This is a genomic window from Amycolatopsis sp. NPDC003865, assembly GCF_053605345.1.
Map to the genome: position 1 here is coordinate 567,421 of NZ_JBSGJA010000001.1, position 17,403 is coordinate 584,823.

Sequence of the window (17,403 nt, forward strand, 5' to 3'; positions counted from 1 at the left end):
CTCCTTCGTCCGGCTCGGGCTACCGCGCATCGTCGCACAGCCCGAAGCGGGGTCAGGCACCCGTGCGGATCAGCTCCGCCGCGCCGAACGACACGTCGAAGCGGTCGCACCACAGGCTCACGCTCGTGTAGCCGGCCAGGTCGGTGCCCGCGGGCAGCGGGTAGTTCTGGTTTCCCTTGTTGCCCTTGAGCTTGCCCGCGTCGAGGTACTTGCCGTCGTCGAAGACGCCCCAGCCGTCCTTGCCCGGTTTCACCGGTGCGTCCGTGAGCCAGACGTGCACGTCGGGGCCGCTGCTCGTCGCGAGGTCGTCCAAGCGCAGCACGAGCGACCCGTCGGCCGCCCTGATCACCCGGACGGTGCCCGTGGTCCGGTGCTCGTGGCTGATCAGGGTGCCCGTCCCCAGTTCGACCGGCTCGGCCGGCGGCGAGGCCTCCGGCGCCGGGCGCTGCGCCGTCGTGGACGCCGGGACGGGGAGGCTTTCGTTCACCGTCTCGTCCACCCAGAGCTGCCACGGCTGGAACCAGTACAGCCCCGCCGCGACGGCGATCAAGCCGGCGACCAGCGTGCCGGCGAACCAGGGTCGGGTGATCAAGCGCCGTGTTCGGTTCATCCGGTTCCTCCATCGGTTGCCGTCACGGTCGAGAACCGGACGAAACGTCCCAGCAGTGACATCCCGATCGCGACACCGATCATCGTGAGCACACCGCGAGGCCAGAAGATGTGACTGTCGAGAAAGGACACACTCGCGGCCAGCAGAACCACCGCGCCCGGCACCACCCGCAGGCCCGCACGCGCCATCCCCACCACGATCAGCACGTTCGAGGCCAGGAACAGCCCCGCGCCGAGGTGGCCCAGCAGGTCGCCGACCTCGAACAGCGAACCGACCACCGGGGTGGCACCGTGCTGGCTGCCGGTCACGGTGCCCGCGGCGATCCCGGCGACCGCGTCGAGTCCTCCGTAGAAGGCCGCGAACCCGAACGCGGCCAGCCGCCCCGGCCAGCGGATCCACCGCGGTGCCGGTGCGAGCAGGAACCACTGTGCCGCTGCCGGCAAGGGAAAAACGAGCAGCAGGACGATGTGCAGTTCAGTCCACCGTGGAGCGGTAGCGGCGTCGAGCACCGCGGGGTGGACGGCGCCGAACCCGGCGAGCAGCAAGCCCGGCGCCGCGAACAGCACGGCCTGGAACCATCGTGAACCGAGCATCGGCCGAGGGTAGCGCCGCCCGGCCGAGCGCCTCTCGGTTCCGGTGCTTAGGAATTCCTTACGGCACCTCAGCCGGTCGCCGAGGGGACCAGCAGCCGCGCTGCCTCGCGGAACGGGGCCAGCAGCGGGTTCGGGTCCCGTGGCCGCGACGCCACCACGACCCGGCAGGCCTCGAAGCCCTCGACCGGAATCGCCGTGACGTCCTCGCGCAGCCGGAGACGGTGGTCGCCGGCCGGCAAGACCGCCACGGCGCTGCCCGACGCCACGAGTTCCAGTTTGTCCTCGAAGCTGTCCTCCGGCGCGGGCGGCGGCGAGCCGTCTGTCGGTGTGCTCCAGAGCGTCGGTGTCACCGCGCACGCCACCAGGCCTTCGCCGCCCAGGTCGTCTGCCGAGACGATTTCCTTGCCTGCCAGGCGATGCGTGACAGGTACCAGCAGCACGCGCTGCTCGTCGTACAACGGCGTCACCGTCGCGTGGAACGGCAGCGGTTCGCGAGCGACCAGAGCGTCCACCCGCCCCTCGGGCAACGCGCGAGCCTCGTGCCAGCGCAGCAGCCGCGTCCGGACGCGGGCGTCCGGGTGGCGGTGGCGCAGCGCCTGCACGGCGGGCGTGATGATCATGCCTTCGACGTAGCCGACGGTGATTTCCCGTGGCGGGTCGGCGGCGCGGGCGACGGTCACGGCGTCGTCGACGGCCCGAAGGACGGCGTGGGCGCGTGGCAGGAATGCCTCACCGGCCGCGGTGAGGCTGGTGCCCTGGGGCGTCCGCGCGAACAGCCGGACGCCGAGCTGGTGCTCCAGCCGCTGGATCTGGCGGCTCAGCGACGGCTGGGCGAGGTGCAGCGCCGCGGCGGCGCGGCCGATGTTGCCGTGCTCCGCCACGACCGTGAAGTACCGGACCAGGCGCAGGTCGAGATCCACACTTCGAGCGTACGCCGCCATGCACCGGCGGTATGGCGGCATGCGGAACGGGACTTGGACGCGGGCCCGCGACCGGCGGTTGACTCGGGGCATGAAGGAATACGAGGGAAAGAACGTGGTGATCACCGGCGGCAGCAGCGGGCTCGGCCTCGCGACCGCCGAACTGCTGACGGCAGGCGGCGCGCGGGTGCTGATCACCGGACGGGACAAGGAAAAGCTCGAGTCCGCCCGCCGTCGGCTCGGAGCGCGGGTGACGGCCGTCCGCAGCGACTCGGCGTCGATGGCCGACATCGAGGAGCTGGCCCGGGTGGCCGGCGCGGAGTTCGACGCGGTGGACGCGGTGTTCGTCAACGCCGGCGTGACCGCGTTCGCGCCGTTCGAGGCGGTGTCGGAGGCGCAGTACGACGAGCTGTTCGCGGTGAACACCAAGGGCCCGTACTTCACGGTGCAGAAACTGGCACCGCTGCTGCGCGAGGGCGCCGGGGTGGTGCTGACGACGTCGGTGGCCGACGTCAAGGGCATCGACATGATCAGCGCGTACGCCGCGACCAAGGCGGCCCTGCGGTCGATGACCCGGTCCCTGGCGCGGGAGCTGCTCCCCCGCCGGGTGCGCGTCAACGCGGTCAGCCCGGGCCCGATCGCCACCGGCATCCTCGACGCGACCCTGCCACCGGACGTCGCCGAGCAGACCAAGGCCGAGATGAGGGCCCAGAACCCGATGCGGCGCTTCGGCGAGCCGGCGGAGGTAGCGGCCACGGTGGCCTACTTGGCGTTCACCGCGACGTTCACGACGGGCGCCGAGATCCCCGTGGACGGCGGTGCCGCCCAGCTGTAGGTGGGCCGCGCCGCCACCAGGCGGAGGATCAGCCGAGGTCGAACCGGCTCGCCGCCCGCCGGCCCGCCTCGAGCGCGAGGCGGGTCTTGCCGACCCCGCCGGTGCCGGTGATCGTGACCAGCCGCACCGGCGGATCCTGGACGAGCCGCAGCGGCGAGATCATCGGCCCGGCCGACGATCGAGGTCTGCACGTTGCCGGGCCGACGTCAGCCGAACAGGCTGAAGACGACGGCGAACCCGAACAACCACTGCTTGACCAGCGGCCACAGCGTCGGTCCCCCACCGGTGTCGTACCGGATCACGCGCAGTCCCAGCAGCGCTTTGCCGAGCGACGCGGCGAAGACCCGCTGCGCGATCACCCGGTCGGCGAACGACACCACCAGGAAGGTGCCGATCACGGTCAAGGTCACCGCGGTCGGGGTAGCCGCCGGCGTGCGCTGCACGACGACGGCGGACGCCACGGCCACGCCGACGTGGACGACGAACTCCAGCAGGGCCCCGAGCAACTCGCGCAGGGCGCGCGGCGACGGATAGCGCGGATCCCGTCCGTCGGCGTGCGCCGGCGGCACGGACACGCCGGGCGGCGGACCGGATCGCCGGAGCCGGACGAGATCCCGGCGCCGCACGACCCGCAGGACGAAGGTCTCCCGCGGCGGAGCAGGTGCGGCGGACTGTGAAGTGTGCACGGCGAGGATGATGCCGGGCTCCCGGCGACGGCGCGGGCGGATGCGCGGGAATTTACCGTCCCCTCACTTCCACCGGCAGGTCCACTTGGGCCGAACCACCCTCACGACACCGGCGGACGTGCCACGATGTCCGGCATGCCCGAGGCCGTCCCCACCGCACCGCGCCGGCTCGGCCCGAAGTGGCCGCTGCCCGCCGCGGCGGCGTTCTTCGTCTTGGCCGGTTGTTCGGCACCGGCCGAATCCCGCTTCCTCCCGGACGAGACGACGACACAGTCCCCGGCGGAACTGGAGGCCAACACGGGCATCCGGCTGCCGGCCGGCTCGCTCCTGCTCTCCGCGTCCCGCACCTCCCTTTCCGGCGGACTGGAGTCACGCACGTTCGCCCAGATCCGGATGCCGGCCACCGTCGTGGCGCGCTTCCTCTCCGACAGCGGGTTCCCCGCCCCGACGCCGGGCCGGCGCACCGTCACCGACAGCGACGTCCCCGGCAGCGGCACCTGGCATCCCGACAAGGCCACCGACATCGCCGGAACCAGCGACGACCGGCGCCGGGTCATGACGGACAACACCACCCCCGACACCACCGTCTACCTCGTGGCCACCCAGAGCTGACCGACCGGCGGGGTCGGCTGCCACCCGCTTTCGGCTCGGCAGGACTCAGCCACCGCTCCGGCTGGTGTCAGCGGTCCATCAGAGCGAAAACACCCCAGCCGAGGTATTCGCGTTGGTATCGGGCGTGGCGTACCGGCCCGGCGGTGAGTTCCGCGCGCATCTGCCCGGCCAGCTCGTCGTCGGGATGAGCGTCCAGCCAGCGGCGGGTGTTGAGCCATTGAGCCGCGACGTAACGGTCCCAGCTGTCCTGGTCGGCCAGCACCATCTCGACGACGTCACACCCCAGCTCCCCGAACTGTTCCACCAGCTCCGGCAGACCGCGGAAGTCGTCTGCGGTGGTGGCGTGACAGCCTTCGACGGTGGCCTGGTCCGGCGGTTGCCTGCGCCAGTACGGTTCGCCGATCAGCATCACGCCGCCGGGGCGCAGGCTGCGTCGGAGCAGGTCCACGGTGCCGGCAACGCCACCGCCGATCCAGGACGCGCCGACGCACGCCCCGATGTCGACCGGGTCGGCGGAGAGGTGGCTCGACGCGTCGCCATGGGTGAACGTGACCTGTTCGGTGACGTCGAGTTCGATCGCTCGTGCCCGGGCCTTGGCCAGGAACGCGGTGCTGATGTCGACGCCGGTTCCGGTGATGCGGTGATCGCGGGCCCAGGTGCACAGCAGTTCGCCCGAGCCGCAGGCCAGGTCGAGCACACGAGTGCCGGGTGGTGGGTCCAGCGCCTCGCCGAGGTCGGCCAGTTTCCGGCTGGTGAGCGGGTTGTGGATGCGATGGCCGCTCTCGCGGATGGTGAAGCTACGGGGTAGGTCCACTTCGGGAATTCCTTGGGCTCGGGTGATGGTCCACAGTGGTCAGCGCTGAGTCGGCCGTCGACGGCCGGGCTACCCGAACCTTCATGAAATGCACCTCTTCGGACGGAAGGTCAACCGGTTCGGTGGCAGGCTAGGCGGCTCGCAGGTGCCGGTCCATCGGTTATCCGTTCGCTGCGGACGCCGCTCGCGAACGTCCGCAGCCACCGGGAAGCCGTGCCCGGGACCCGGCCGGGCCCCGAAGACCCGCGCCGCCTCGGTGTGCGCTCACGGTGTCCGCTCGTAGAGCGTCCCCAGCCGGACCAGGGTGGGGCGTCCGTTCGAGTCCGGTTCGTAGAACTGCACCGCCACGTCGTTTCCCGGGTTGCCGGAGTCCAGGACGAACCGGTTCCGCTCCCGGTCGACACAGGTGATCGGCATGGCCCGGCCGGCACCCGCGGGGCTGCCCATCAGACGGTCCCATTCGGCCAGGCCGGCATCCGGGATCGACCGCGCGCAAAGCCGGCCGTCGTGCACCTCGATGGACACCCGGCCGTCGGCGGCCCGGTAGACACCGGTGAACCGTTCGTTGTCGACCTCGACCGCCGCCTCGGGCCGGGCGATGGGCGCCGGGCCCCGGACGCCGAAGAACTCGTCGAGCAGCTCCGTGCACAGGGTGGCGTGCAGCATCCCCCCGGTGGAGCTGTTGGTGAGCACCGCCAGCACGACCTTCCGCCCGGGAATGACGTAGAGGGTCGAATGCATGCCGAGGTTGGCGCCGGAGTGCGTCAGGACGGGGTCGTCGCCTTCCCGGAAGATGCCCCAGCCGAGGCCGAAGTTCGCGCACCCGCGCAGGCAGCCCCAGAAGTCGTCGTACCGGGGCGTGCGCATCTTCTCCAGGGCTGCCGCCGACAGGAGCCGGTGTCCGTCGGGCGTCGTGCCGTCGATGTGCATCCGTCCGAAGCGGACCAGGGATTCGACGTCGAGCCACAGGCGTGAACCGGCCGGCCCGTATTCGGGCCAGACCCGCAGCCGGGGCACCCGCGAGGCGGTCCCGCTCGCCGGGTCGGCGACGTGCCCCACGGCGGTCGAGTGGAGGAGCATCTCCTCGGCGTCCGCGGTCGCGGTCATGCCGAGTGGCCGCAGAAGGCGCGTGCTCAGCGCGACGTCGAAACGTTCACCGGTGATCACTTCCACCAGCCGGCCGAGCGTGCTCATGCCCATGTTGCTGTAGGAGAACCGCCGGCCCGGGACACCGGTGACGTTCAGGGCCCTGAGTTCCCGCATCAGCCGTTCGAGCACGTCGTCGCCCGGGGCCAGGTCCGGCAGGTAGTTGCCGGGGAGACCGGACGAATGGTCGAGGAGCATCCGCACGGTGATCGCCGCGGACCGGACGGGATCGGCCGTGGTGAAGCCGGGCAGGTACGCCGGCACGGGTGCGTCGAGGTCGAGCCGCCCGTCGTCCACCAGGGTCATCGCCAGGGACGCGGTGAGCGTCTTCGTGACGGAGCCGGCCGCGAACAGCGTGCCGGGCCGCACGGGAGCGCCGGTCGTCACGTTGACCGTCCCGGTTTCGGCCCGGACGAGCGTGCCGTCGTGCCACAGCGCCGCCGACGCGCCCGCCACGGTGAACTTCTCCGCCAGCCGCGCCAGCCGATCGGCGAGTTCGCCTGAGGTGAGCATCAAGGGATTCTGTCAACCTCGTGGGCGCGCCGCATTCGACAGTTGTCCAATGTGGGACGCCGCTGGTGCGACTCCTGTCCATACCCGGTCGGCGCCGGCGGACCTAACGTGTGGTGACGTGCTGGAGAACGGAAGGAAGACGACGATGTCACTCCTGCTGACCGGGGCGACCGTCATCGACGGCGTTGCCGACAAGGGCGTCGAGGGTCGCGCGATCCTGGTCGAGAACGGCCGCATCGCGGCGATCGGGCGCCCGGACGAGCTGCCGGTCCGGGCAGGCACGGAGACCGCCGACTTCAGCGGGAAGTTCGTCATCCCGGGGCTGATGAACGCCAACGTGCACCTCCTCGTCAACGTGCTCTTCGAGACGCTCGTCCGCCACGAAGGGCGCTACGAGGACTTGATCGCCGAGGCCGCGCAGGTCGCGCTGAAGAACGGGCTGACGACGGTCTTCGACACCTGGGGGCCGCGCCGGGCGCTGATGGCGGTCCGCGACCGGATCGACCGGGGCGAGACACCCGGCAGCCGGATCCGCTGCGCCGGCAACATCGTCGGGTTCGACGGCCCGTTCTCCGACGACTTCGACAAGCGGATCCCCGGCGTCGGGAGCTCCCGTTTCGTCGACCGGGTGAACGCCGCGTGGGTCGAGAACGTCGGACGGCACCTGATGTGGCTGACGCCGGAGGAGGTCGGCCGGGAGGTCCGCGCCTACCTCGAGCGCGGGGTGGACTTCGTGAAGTACGCGTCGAACGAGCACGGTGGGGCTTCGGCCGGCGCCTTCCTCCAGTTCTCGGAACGCACCCAGCACGTCATCGTCGAAGAAGCGCACCGCGCCGGGTTGACCGCTCAGTCCCACACCGGGACGGTCGAAGGCCTGCGGATCGCGATCGAGGCGGGCTGCGACCTCGTGCAGCACTGCAACATGACCGGACCCACGGAAATCCCGCGCGGGACCCTGGAACTCTTCGCCGAGAAGAACTGCGGCGCCGTCATCTTCCCGCTGACCGAGAACGGGTTCAAGGCCCTGAAGGAGTCCATTTCGGACTTCGAATGGACGCTGTGGAAAGCCTCGGACGCCAACGCCCGCAACCTCGTCGACTCGGGAGCGTCGATCCTGCTCGCCAACGACGGCGGCATCTTCGCCCCGGAGGTCATGGACGAGCCGATGATCAAGGGCACCTGGAACGGCCTGCCCGAAGACGAGGCGCTGGGGCGCCTGGCGACGGGCCATTTCGTCTGGCTCCGCGCCATGGAGGAGAAGGGCATGTCCCCGATGGCGTTGCTGCACGCCGCCACCCGCAACATCGCCCGGGCCTACCGGGTCGACGACGACCTCGGGACCCTCGAGACCGGCAAGATCGCCGACCTGGTCGTCCTCGATGAGAATCCCCTGCTGGGCGCCAAGAACTACCAGAGCATCCACGCCGTCATCAAGGACGGCGCCGTGGTCGACCGCGACGCGCTGCCGCAGCAGCCGCTGCTGACCGCGAAGCTTCCTCCGGCGCTCGAGGAAGAGGCCCGCTTCAAGAAGGCCATCCACCACGGCGCGCGCCTGCCGAGCTGCCCCTCCTGCGTGAACGGAAGCCACTGATGCTTCTGTGGGAGCAGCACTGCTGCCTGCCGCTCGACCCGGACACCGACGTCGACGTCCTGTGGCGGTACGCGAAGGCGGGCGCCTCCTTCGTGTCGGTCAACGTCGGCTACGCGCCCCACGACGTCGCCGACACGATCCAGGTGTTGTCGGGGTTCCGGCACCAGCTGCTCGCCCGGCCCGACCGCTACCTGCTCGCCCGCACGACCGAGGACGTACGGGAGGCGAAGGCCACCGGACGGCTCGCCGTCGCGTTCGACCTGGAAGACACCCGCCCGCTCGGGGGCCGAACCGATCTGGTGCGGACCTACTACGACCTCGGTGTCCGCACCCTGTTGCCGACCTACAACCGGCGCAACGCCGCCGGCTCGGGCTGCCACGACGAAACCGACGGCGGGCTGACGGACTTCGGGCGGGAAGTGGTGGCCGAAATGAACCGGGTGGGCATGGTGGTCGACACCGCGCACTGCTCGTACCGGACGTCGATGGACGTCTTCGCGGCATCGACGGCACCGGTCGTGGTGTCCCACACGGCCGCGCGCGCGGTGCACGACGACCCGCGCAACGTGGGGGACGACCAAATGCTCGCGTGCGCCGCGACCGGTGGCGTCGTCGGGATCGACGGGGTGGGCATGTTCCTGGGCGACAACGACGCGAGCACCGAGGCGATCGTCCGCCACGTCGAGCACGCCGTGGCCGTCGTCGGGTGGGAACACGTGGGCCTCGGGCTGGACTACTGCTTCGACCAGGCCGGCGACGAGCTGGCCGCCAACCCGGAGCTGTTCCCGGCGAGCTACGCGCGGTGGGACCGGCTGGAGTTCATCGAGCCGGAACGCCTGCCCGCCATCGCCGCCGCCCTGCTGGAGCGCGGCCACGCGGCGGAGGCCGTCGAAGGGATCATGGGCGGGAACTTCCTGCGCGTGGCGAAGCAGGTGTGGCGGTGACCCGCGTCGTGGTGGTGGGCGCCGGCGTCGTCGGGCTCTCGTGCGCGTGGTTCTTGCAGGAGCACGGCGCGGACGTCACGGTCCTGGACCGGTCGGGAGTGGCGGCGGGTGCGTCGTGGGGCAACGCCGGCTACCTCGTCCCGGCCATGGTGGCGCCGCTGGCCGAGCCGGCCCTGCTGCGCGAGGGCGTGCGAAGCCTGCTCACGCCGGGCTCGCCGGTCTCGGTGAGCGGGCGGCCGTCCGTGGCGTTCCTGGCCGGCTTCGCCCGGAACGCGACGGCGTCCCGGTGGCGACGCGGGATGGCCGCGCTCGCGCCACTGGCGGCGGCCGGCCTCGGCGCCTTCGACGAGCTGCTGAAGGGCGGTGTCGCGGCCGAGGTCCACGAGCGGACCTTCCGGATCGGGTTCACCGCCGATCAGGACACCGCGGGGCTCGAACACGAGCTCGCCGCCGCCCGCGCCGCGGGGCAGGACGTCTCCTACCGGATCTCGGCGGGCCACGAAGCCCCGTTCTCCGGCCGGGTCGCCCGGGTCCTGCACCTGGCGGGGCAGCGGTTCCTCGCCCCGGGTGCGTTCCTCGACGCGCTCGCCGGGTCGGTGCGCGAACGGGGTGGCGAGCTCGTCGAGGGCGCCCACGTGCGGTCGATCGGGTTCGGGCGGGGCGGGCTGCAGGTGGACACCTGGACGGGACCACCGCACCGGGCCGACGCGGTCGTGCTCGCGACGGGTGCGTGGCTGCCGGAGCTGGGCCGCCGGCTGGGGGTGCGGGTGCCGGTGCAGGCCGGACGCGGGTACTCCTGCAGCGTCCGGCTCGCCGAGCCGCTCCCCGGCCCGGTCTACCTGCCCGGTGCCCGGGTGACGCTCACCCCGTACGGAGACCGGGTCCGCGTCGCGGGCGCCATGGAGATCGCCGACCGGGACGCGCCCCTCGACGCCCGTCGCCTGGACGCCGTCCTGCGCTCGCTGCGCCCGTTGCTCGACGGCGGCTGGGACGACGTCCGCGAGCCGTGGGTGGGGTCCCGGCCGCTGACGCCCGACGGCCTGCCGGTGATCGGGGCGACGAAGGTGCCCGGCGTGCACGTCGCGGGTGGTCACGGCATGTGGGGCGTGACGCTCGGACCGGCCACCGGGAAGCTGCTGGCCAGGCAGCTCACGAGCGGGACCGGCGCCCCCGGGCTGCTCCCCTTCCGGCCCACGAGGAGGATCCGATGAGCCGCGACCCGGTCATCCCGCCGCCCGCGCCGGCGTTCCGCAGGCAGGGCGATCTCCTGCTGCTGTCGGGCCAGGTCGGGGTCGACGACAGCTGGCGGCCGGTCGCCGGACCCTTCCCCGACGAGGCCCGCGCGGCCTTCGCCAACGTCCGGCGGGTGCTGGCCGAGGCCGGCGCGCGGCCGGACCAGATCCTCAAGGTCACCGCCTACCTGGCCGACCTCGGGGACTTCGCCGCCTACAACGAGGTCTGGACCGCGGAGTTCCCCGGCCGGCGTCCCGCCCGGACGACGATCGGCGCCCCGCTGGTCCCACCCTTCCGGGTCGAGCTCGACGTCGTCGCGTGGCTCGGCGACACGCCCTGAAGCTAAGTTCGCGGGCGTGAGCGAAGACCTGCAGCGGGTGGTGGACACCCTCGCCCGGCAGCTGGGCCGGGCCGTCGCGATCGACGACGTCCACTTCCGGCTGCTCGCCTACAGCGCGCAGGCCGGTCCGATCGACGACATGCGGGCGCGGGTGATCCTGAGCCGTGAGGCTCCGCCCGAGGGGGTCGCCTGGTTGCGGCGGTTCCGGCTCTCGCGCGCCGACGGGCCGGTACGCCTGCCCGCGGCCGCGGAGCTCGGCCTGCTGCCGCGGGTCGCGATCCCGATCCGGTTCCAGGGCGTCCAGTTCGGCTACCTGTGGCTCATCGACGCCGACGAGCCGGTGGACGACGCCGGGCTCGCTCTCGCCGGTGTCGCGGCCGGCGAAGCCGCGGAGGTGCTGTTCCGCGAACGGGCACTGGGCGAGCTGCACGACGCCCGCGTCGGGGAGTTCCTCCGCGATCTGCTGTCGGACGACCCGGTGGCTCGCACCCTCGCCGCCGACGGACTCGTCGAATCCGATCTCTTCGCGGCGGGCGGTGGCGTCGTCGCCATCGTCGTCGCGCCCCTGCCGGTCGCCGGTCACGAGGTCGACGCCGGTGACCGCCTGGCGCTCGGCGCGGCTCTGCGCGCGGCCGCCGGTGTGTTGCCGGTGCGCGAGAGCATGGTCCTGGTCCGTCCCGGCCACGGCTTGGTCGTCGCGACCCAGCGCGCGGCGGAGCTCGCGGACGGGCTGTGCTCGTCGGTGGTGCGACGACTGGGGCGCCCGGATCGGTGGCGGGCGGTCGTCGCCGGTGTCGGCCGTCCGGCGGCGAGGCTGGCCGACACCGCGACCTCGTACCGGCAGGCCCTCGACGCGATCCGGGTCGCCGACGTCATCCCCCGGTTCCGGCCCGTCGCCCGCCACGACGCGCTGGGGATCTACGCCCTGCTGGCCGCCCAGCCGCGCGAGCAGCTCCGCGGTATGGGAGTCGCCGAAGCGATCACCGCGCTCATCGACGCCGATCCCGAACTCCTCGTCACCGCGGAGACGTTCCTCGACCGTGCGGGTGACTCCCGCGCGGTCGCCGAGCGCCTCGGCGTGCACCGGGGAACGGTCTACCACCGCCTTCGCCGCATCGAGGCACTCACCGGCTTCGACCTGAGCGACGGGGAACGCCGCCTCATCCTGCACCTCGGCATCAAGGCGGCCAGGCTCCTCGGCGACATTTGAGGCGACATCCGAGGCGACATCCGCCGCGCGGCGTCGACCTCCGCTGCTAGCGTGCCGACGTGAGCAACCCGTTGATCGCGCAGACCCAGGACTCGACGAAGGCGTATTCCGGCATCTCGCTCCTGGAATCCGCCAACGACCTCTCGGCCGCCATCAAAAGCGGCGACTGGGCCTCGGTGGCGATGGGCGCGGTCGGCACGGCGCTCGACGCCCTGTCGATGGCCATGGACCCGTTCGGCGCGATCCTCGCCGCCGGGGTCAGCTGGTTGATGGAGCACGTCGGCCCGCTCAAGGACGCCCTCAACGCGCTCACCGGAAACGCCGACGAAATCGCCGCCCAGTCCGAGACCTGGGCCAACGTCGCCAAGGAACTCGGCAGCGTCTCCGCGGACCTGACCGACGCCGTCAAAGCCGATCTGCAGTCCTGGTCCGGACCGGCCTCGGACACCTACCGGCAGCGCGGACAGGACGTGTCCACCACCCTGCAAGCGGCGCAGAAGGGCTGCGAAGGTGCTTCCAGCGGCGTCAAGACCGCCGGCGAGGTCGTGGCCGCGGTCCGCACGCTGGTCCGCGACATCATCTCCGAACTCGTCGGCCACCTGATCAGCTGGGCGCTGCAGGTCATCTTCACCCTCGGCATCGGCCTCACCTGGGTCGTCCCCCAGGTCGTCACCGCCGTCGCGAAAACCGCCTCGAAGATCACCGATCTGGTCACCAAGCTCGTCAAGGCCCTCAAGGCCCTGGTGCCGCTGCTGAAGAGGGCCGGAACGCTCTTCGAGGACGCGGGCAAGGCGCTCAAGAACCTCAAGGCCGGCAAGACCGCCCCGCCGCCCAAGGTCGGCGACATCAACGGAACCCCGAAAGCGCCACCGGGGAAAACGCCCGGTGCCGGCGGCACCCCGAAGGGCGGCGGACCCGAGGGCACCCCACCCCCCGGCAAATCGGGCGGCAACGACAGCACGTCGACCTCGGGGTACCAGGGCCCGCCGAAGGACACCACGCCGCCTCCCGCCAAGAACGGGGGCGGCGACTCCGCGAACCCCCCGGGCGACCACGGCACCCCGCCACCGGCCAACGCGGGACCGTCGGGCAACGGCTCGCCCGGCGGCGGTGGTACCAGGGGGCCGGCGCCCTCGCCCAAGCCGGACAATCCGCGCGACACCGCGGTCGGCAAGGACAACCTGGTGTGCAAGTCCGACCCGGTCGACGTGGTGCGCGGTGCCGTCGTGCTGGAGCAGGAGGACCTGCGCCTGCCCGAGCCGCTCGTGCTGGAGCGGCTGCACCTCTCGAGCTACCGCGCGGGGCGGTGGTTCGGTCCGACCTGGACGTCCACTGTGGACCAGCGTCTCGAACTCGACGCGCGCAACGCGACCTTCTACTGCGCCGACGGGACGATCCTCGTCTACCCGCTCCCGACGGCCGGTTCCCCGGTACAGCCGGCGGAGGGTCCGCGCCGCCCGCTGAGCGTCGACGAAGACGGCACGTACTCGGTCACGGATCCCCTGCGACGCACCCAGGTGCGGTTCGGCCCGCTGCCGGGCCGGGGCGGCGAGATCCTTCCGGTGTCGGCGATGATCGGCGCCGGGCGCGACCGGGTCGACGTGGAGTACGACCGGTTCGGCGCGCCGAAGCTCCTGCGGCACACGAGTGGCTACCTGGTCGAGCTCGACTCGACCGCCGGGCGGATCACGGCCGTCCGGGTGGTCGACCCGGACAAGAACCTCACCGTGCTCGCCCGCACGTTCGGCTACGACGAGCGCGGCCGCTTGACCCGGGTGATCAACTCCTCGGGCCTGGCCGAGACCTACGACTACGACGCGGACGGCCGGATCACCGGCTGGCAGGACCGCAACGGCGTCTGGTACCGCTACGTCTACGACGCGGAAGGCCGCTGCGTGCAAACCGTCGGCGACCGCGGGTTCTACGACGGCCGGTTCACCTACGACCGCGAGAACCGCGTCACCACCTACACCGACTCTCTCGGCCACCGCACCGAATTCCACGTCAACGAAGCCGACCAGGTCGTGCGGGAGGTCGGCCCGCTCGGCGAGACGACGGCGTCCACTTGGGACCGCTACGACCGCCTCCTGTCCCGCACCGACGCGCTCGGCCGCACCACGGCGTTCGAGTACACCACGGAAGGCCTGCTCACGGCGATCGTGCGGCCGGACGGGACCCGCGCCGCCGTCGAGTCCGGAGTGGACGGTTCACTGACGCTCACCGTCGCCGCGGGCGACCGCACCTACCGGCGGGTGTACCCGGCCGGGACCGCACCCGACCTGCTCGCGGTGAGCGCCACGGCGGACGTCGAGTTCCGGCAGGACCGGCAGTGGGGCGCGGAGGTCGCGCCGGCCCCGGTCGCGGACCCGGTGGAGCGGGACCTGTTCGGCCGTCCGCGCGTGGTCACCGACGCCTCCGGGGGCCGGACCCGGCTCGGCTGGACCGTCGAGGGCCGCCGCGCCTTCCGGATCGGGCCGACGGGCCGGCAGGACAAGTGGCGCTACGACGCCGAGGGCAACGTCCTCGAGCACGGCGGCGACCGCTACGAGTACGGCCCGTTCGACCTCACCGTCGCGAAGATCGACGCCACCGGAGCCCGGACCGCCTACGAGTACGACACCGAGCTGCGCCTGACGCGCGTGACGAACCCCGCGGGCCTGAGCTGGTCCTACACCTACGACGCCGCCGGGCGCACGGTCTCCGAGACCGACTTCGACGGCCGTGTGCTGCGCTTCGAGTACGACAGCGCCGGCCGGCTCGTGCAGTCGGTCGACGGCCTCGGCGCGGCCACGACGTTCACCTACGACGTCCTGGGCAACGTCGTCGAGCGCCGCACCGGCGCGGGCGTGACCACCTACACCTACGACCCGGTCGGTTTCCTCGTGCGCGCCACCGAAGGCGACAGTGTGGTGGAGATCGAGCGTGACGAGTCCGGCCGCGTCGTGCGGGAAACCGTCGACGGCCGGGCGATCGCCTACTCCTACGAGGGGATGAGCGTCCGGCGCCGCACTCCGTCCGGAGTGGACAGTGCGTGGACCTACGACACCGCCGGAACACCGGTGTCGTTGCGCGTCGCCGGGCAGGTCGTCTCGTTCCGCCACGACGAGGCCGGCCGGGAGGTCGAGCGCACCACCGGCGCCGGCGCCACGCTGACCCAGGCGTTCGACGCCGAGCACCAGCTGACGCAGCAGACCGTGACCGCGCGCGACACCACCCACGTGACCCAGCGGCGCGGCTACCTCTACCAGTCCGACGGCCGCCTCGCCGGCGTCGACGACGCCCTCTCCGGGCCGGCCCGGTTCCGGCTCGACCCGGCCGGTCGCGTCACCGACGTCGCCGCGCGTGGCGGTACCGAGAGCTACCGCTACGACGCGGCCGGCAACATCGTCGACGCCCAGCTGCCGGCGGCCGAGCTCGGACCGCGCCGCTACACCGGCAACACGCTGGCCGCCGCGGGCGCGGTCCGGTTCGGCTACGACGCGCAGGGCCGCCTGACCACGCGCAGCGACCCGGGCGGCACCTGGACCTACCGCTGGGGGCCGCTCGACCGCCTCCTCGGCGTCCGGACGCCCCAGGGCGCCGAGTGGCGCTACCGCTACGACCCCCTCGGCCGTCGCACCGCCAAGCAGCGCCTGGCGCCGGACGGCAGCGTTTCCGAAGAAGTCACGTTCGCCTGGAGCGGCCAGCTGCTGGTGGAGCAGGTGCACCGCGACGCCCACGGCCGCGAGCTCGTGCTCACCTGGGACCACTACCCCGCCAGCACGCGCCCGGTCACGCAGACCGAACACCTCGGCACCGGGGTGCGGTTCTTCTCGTTCGTCACCGACCAGATCGGCACGCCGGTCGACATGATCGACGCCCACGGGGTCGTGGCCTGGCACGCCACCACGTCGCTGTGGGGCCGCGTGCCGCCCGGTCGCCCGGGCAGCGTGTCGACGCCGCTGCGGTTCCCCGGCCAGTACGCCGACGACGAGACCGGCCTGCACTACAACGTCTTCCGCTACTACGACCCGGGCACCGGCCGCTACCTCAGCCAGGACCCGCTGGGGCTCGCCCCGGCGCCGAACCCGGTCGCCTACGTGCCCAACCCGTTGTTCGAGGCCGACCCGCTCGGCCTCGGCTGCACCAGCAGCAAGCTGGCCGACGACGGCGACGGGGCCGCACAGCCGCCTCATCCGGCGCCACCGGCACACGCCAACGCCGGCAACGACGCCACCCACGTCCAGAGCTCCAACCCGCCCCCGCCTCCGCCGCCCCCGGGGCACGGCCAGACCAGCCCGCCGCCCCCGCCGCCTCCCCCGCCGGGCCACGGCACCACCAACGCGCCGCCACCGCCTCCGCCGCCCCCGGGGCACGGCACCACCAACGCGCCGCCCCCGCCGCCTCCCCCGCCGGGGCACGGCAGCACCAGCGCGCCGCCACCGCCGCCGCCCCCACCAGGCCACAGCGCGCCGCCGCCCCCGCCTCCCCCGCCGGGCCACGGCACGGGTGCGCCCGGCGGCGGCCACAACGGCGCTAGCGGCGGTCCATCGCACTCCGGCGGCGGCCAGAGCGACCACACGCCCATCGACTACCAGCCCGCGGGCCCCGATCACCCCGGGCACAACCGGCCGGCGAACGACGAAAGGCCGTTCGGGGACAAGTACGACGGTTACAAGAACGAGCTGGGTATCGACGGGCCGCAGAAGACCCTGAAGATCCCGGACGACCCGAACGTCAAGCTGAACACCAAGATCGAAGACCTGCCGCCCGGGGTGGCACACGGCTTCGGCCCGGCTGACCACGGCAAGACGGTCGGCCACTACATGGGCTACGACGCGGACACCGTCGCCGGGGAGTTCGGGCACAACAAGGCCCACGACGCCCTCGACCTCCAGGGCGGCGGCGGGTACAACCACCAGTCCGGCACGATCAACCTCGGTGCCGGCCAACCCGACAAGACGCTGTACCACGAGATGGGCCACATCAAGCAGGACCAGCTCGGCTACAACGGCTCCAACACCAACCAGTCGGTCATCGAGTACCACAACGTGCTGCACCACGAGAACAAGTTCAACCTCAACGATCCGCCGCGGACTTCGTACACACTCGACGACATCCCCGGCAAGGCGAACAAGACGAAGCACAGCTGGGAGGATTTCCAGAACGACCTCGACAACCTGCCTCCCGAAAAGAAGACGCAGACCCAGAACGCGGTCAAGGACATCGAAAACGTCCTGAACACCGACCCGCGTTATGCCGGGCTCTCCGACCAGATCAAGAAGAACCTGGCCAACGAGTACTTCTGGGGCAAGAAGCAAGGGCGGCTTTGACCGGGCCGGCCGGATGAGGCGTCGTCCGGCCGGGCGGGCGTGGT

At 72.1% G+C, this 17,403-nt stretch carries 15 protein-coding genes; 8 read left to right on the forward strand and 7 right to left on the reverse strand.

Going from position 1 to position 17,403, the window contains the following annotated elements:
- Nucleotides 1-52: 52 nt before the first annotated feature.
- From ACWEVP_RS02360 to ACWEVP_RS02370, 3 genes are all read right to left on the reverse strand, one after another.
- Entirely contained in the window at nucleotides 53-610 is a 558-nt protein-coding gene (locus ACWEVP_RS02360; RefSeq protein ID WP_452060827.1) for a DM13 domain-containing protein, read from the reverse strand.
- Entirely contained in the window at nucleotides 607-1,203 is a 597-nt protein-coding gene (locus ACWEVP_RS02365) for a hypothetical protein (RefSeq protein ID WP_452060828.1), read from the reverse strand. The genes ACWEVP_RS02360 and ACWEVP_RS02365 overlap by 4 nt, the downstream gene beginning before the upstream one ends.
- Before the next feature lie 68 nt (nucleotides 1,204-1,271).
- Entirely contained in the window at nucleotides 1,272-2,123 is an 852-nt protein-coding gene (locus ACWEVP_RS02370; protein WP_452060829.1) for a LysR family transcriptional regulator, read from the reverse strand.
- A 91-nt stretch (nucleotides 2,124-2,214) separates the two neighbouring features.
- Here ACWEVP_RS02370 and ACWEVP_RS02375 point away from each other — a divergent pair, with 91 nt between their 5' ends.
- Nucleotides 2,215-2,958, forward strand: a complete 744-nt coding sequence (locus tag ACWEVP_RS02375; RefSeq protein ID WP_452060830.1) for an SDR family oxidoreductase — start codon at nucleotides 2,215-2,217, stop codon at nucleotides 2,956-2,958.
- A 28-nt stretch (nucleotides 2,959-2,986) separates the two neighbouring features.
- Here the strand turns inward: ACWEVP_RS02375 and ACWEVP_RS02380 are convergent, their stop codons facing one another.
- Both ACWEVP_RS02380 and ACWEVP_RS02385 read right to left on the reverse strand, forming a co-directional pair.
- The gene (locus ACWEVP_RS02380; RefSeq protein WP_452060831.1) at nucleotides 2,987-3,121 is read right to left on the reverse strand and encodes a hypothetical protein; all 135 of its coding nucleotides are present in this window, start codon (nucleotides 3,119-3,121) and stop codon (nucleotides 2,987-2,989) included.
- Nucleotides 3,122-3,164: 43 nt separating this feature from the next.
- Nucleotides 3,165-3,644 carry an RDD family protein gene (locus ACWEVP_RS02385; RefSeq protein ID WP_452060832.1) on the reverse strand — a complete coding sequence of 160 codons (480 nt, stop codon included), beginning with the start codon at nucleotides 3,642-3,644 and terminating at the stop codon, nucleotides 3,165-3,167.
- Between the two features lie 135 nt (nucleotides 3,645-3,779).
- On the opposite strand from ACWEVP_RS02385, the gene ACWEVP_RS02390 reads away from it, so the two are divergent.
- Nucleotides 3,780-4,256, forward strand: coding sequence for a hypothetical protein (locus ACWEVP_RS02390; RefSeq protein ID WP_452060833.1), 477 nt, complete (start codon nucleotides 3,780-3,782; stop codon nucleotides 4,254-4,256).
- 67 nt (nucleotides 4,257-4,323) lie between these two features.
- Here ACWEVP_RS02390 and ACWEVP_RS02395 read toward each other — a convergent pair whose 3' ends face one another.
- Nucleotides 4,324-5,070: an SAM-dependent methyltransferase gene (locus ACWEVP_RS02395; protein WP_452060834.1), complete on the reverse strand. Its 747-nt coding sequence runs from the start codon at nucleotides 5,068-5,070 to the stop codon at nucleotides 4,324-4,326.
- A gap of 264 nt (nucleotides 5,071-5,334) precedes the next feature.
- Complete coding sequence (locus ACWEVP_RS02400) at nucleotides 5,335-6,729, reverse strand: serine hydrolase domain-containing protein (RefSeq protein WP_452060835.1); 1,395 nt, start codon at nucleotides 6,727-6,729, stop codon at nucleotides 5,335-5,337.
- A 145-nt stretch (nucleotides 6,730-6,874) separates the two neighbouring features.
- On the opposite strand from ACWEVP_RS02400, the gene ACWEVP_RS02405 reads away from it, so the two are divergent.
- The 6 genes from ACWEVP_RS02405 to ACWEVP_RS02430 are packed head-to-tail and all read left to right on the forward strand — an operon-like array spanning nucleotide 6,875 to nucleotide 17,359.
- Complete coding sequence (locus ACWEVP_RS02405) at nucleotides 6,875-8,320, forward strand: amidohydrolase family protein (protein WP_452060836.1); 1,446 nt, start codon at nucleotides 6,875-6,877, stop codon at nucleotides 8,318-8,320.
- A complete protein-coding gene (locus tag ACWEVP_RS02410) occupies nucleotides 8,320-9,264 on the forward strand; it encodes a dipeptidase (RefSeq protein ID WP_452060837.1) in 945 nt (314 codons plus the stop codon). The genes ACWEVP_RS02405 and ACWEVP_RS02410 overlap by 1 nt, the downstream gene beginning before the upstream one ends.
- Entirely contained in the window at nucleotides 9,261-10,475 is a 1,215-nt protein-coding gene (locus ACWEVP_RS02415) for an NAD(P)/FAD-dependent oxidoreductase (RefSeq protein WP_452060838.1), read from the forward strand. The genes ACWEVP_RS02410 and ACWEVP_RS02415 overlap by 4 nt, the downstream gene beginning before the upstream one ends.
- The gene (locus ACWEVP_RS02420) at nucleotides 10,472-10,837 is read left to right on the forward strand and encodes a RidA family protein (protein WP_452060839.1); all 366 of its coding nucleotides are present in this window, start codon (nucleotides 10,472-10,474) and stop codon (nucleotides 10,835-10,837) included. Before ACWEVP_RS02415 ends, ACWEVP_RS02420 begins: the two co-directional genes overlap by 4 nt.
- Before the next feature lie 16 nt (nucleotides 10,838-10,853).
- Nucleotides 10,854-12,047, forward strand: a complete 1,194-nt coding sequence (locus tag ACWEVP_RS02425) for a PucR family transcriptional regulator (RefSeq protein WP_452060840.1) — start codon at nucleotides 10,854-10,856, stop codon at nucleotides 12,045-12,047.
- A gap of 59 nt (nucleotides 12,048-12,106) precedes the next feature.
- Nucleotides 12,107-17,359, forward strand: coding sequence for an RHS repeat-associated core domain-containing protein (locus ACWEVP_RS02430; RefSeq protein WP_452060841.1), 5,253 nt, complete (start codon nucleotides 12,107-12,109; stop codon nucleotides 17,357-17,359).
- Nucleotides 17,360-17,403: the final 44 nt, after the last annotated feature.

Excerpts from the sequence above, each read along its gene's own strand:
- ACWEVP_RS02405 (WP_452060836.1), top strand. The coding sequence starts at position 6,875 with ATGTCACTCCTGCTGACCGGGGCGACCGTCATCGACGGCGTTGCCGAC.
- ACWEVP_RS02410 (WP_452060837.1), top strand. The coding sequence starts at position 8,320 with ATGCTTCTGTGGGAGCAGCACTGCTGCCTGCCGCTCGACCCGGACACC.
- ACWEVP_RS02375 (WP_452060830.1), top strand. The coding sequence starts at position 2,215 with ATGAAGGAATACGAGGGAAAGAACGTGGTGATCACCGGCGGCAGCAGC.
- ACWEVP_RS02380 (WP_452060831.1), bottom strand. The coding sequence starts at position 3,121 with ATGATCTCGCCGCTGCGGCTCGTCCAGGATCCGCCGGTGCGGCTGGTC.
- ACWEVP_RS02420 (WP_452060839.1), top strand. The coding sequence starts at position 10,472 with ATGAGCCGCGACCCGGTCATCCCGCCGCCCGCGCCGGCGTTCCGCAGG.
- ACWEVP_RS02365 (WP_452060828.1), bottom strand. The coding sequence starts at position 1,203 with ATGCTCGGTTCACGATGGTTCCAGGCCGTGCTGTTCGCGGCGCCGGGC.
- ACWEVP_RS02360 (WP_452060827.1), bottom strand. The coding sequence starts at position 610 with ATGAACCGAACACGGCGCTTGATCACCCGACCCTGGTTCGCCGGCACG.
- ACWEVP_RS02400 (WP_452060835.1), bottom strand. The coding sequence starts at position 6,729 with ATGCTCACCTCAGGCGAACTCGCCGATCGGCTGGCGCGGCTGGCGGAG.
- ACWEVP_RS02390 (WP_452060833.1), top strand. The coding sequence starts at position 3,780 with ATGCCCGAGGCCGTCCCCACCGCACCGCGCCGGCTCGGCCCGAAGTGG.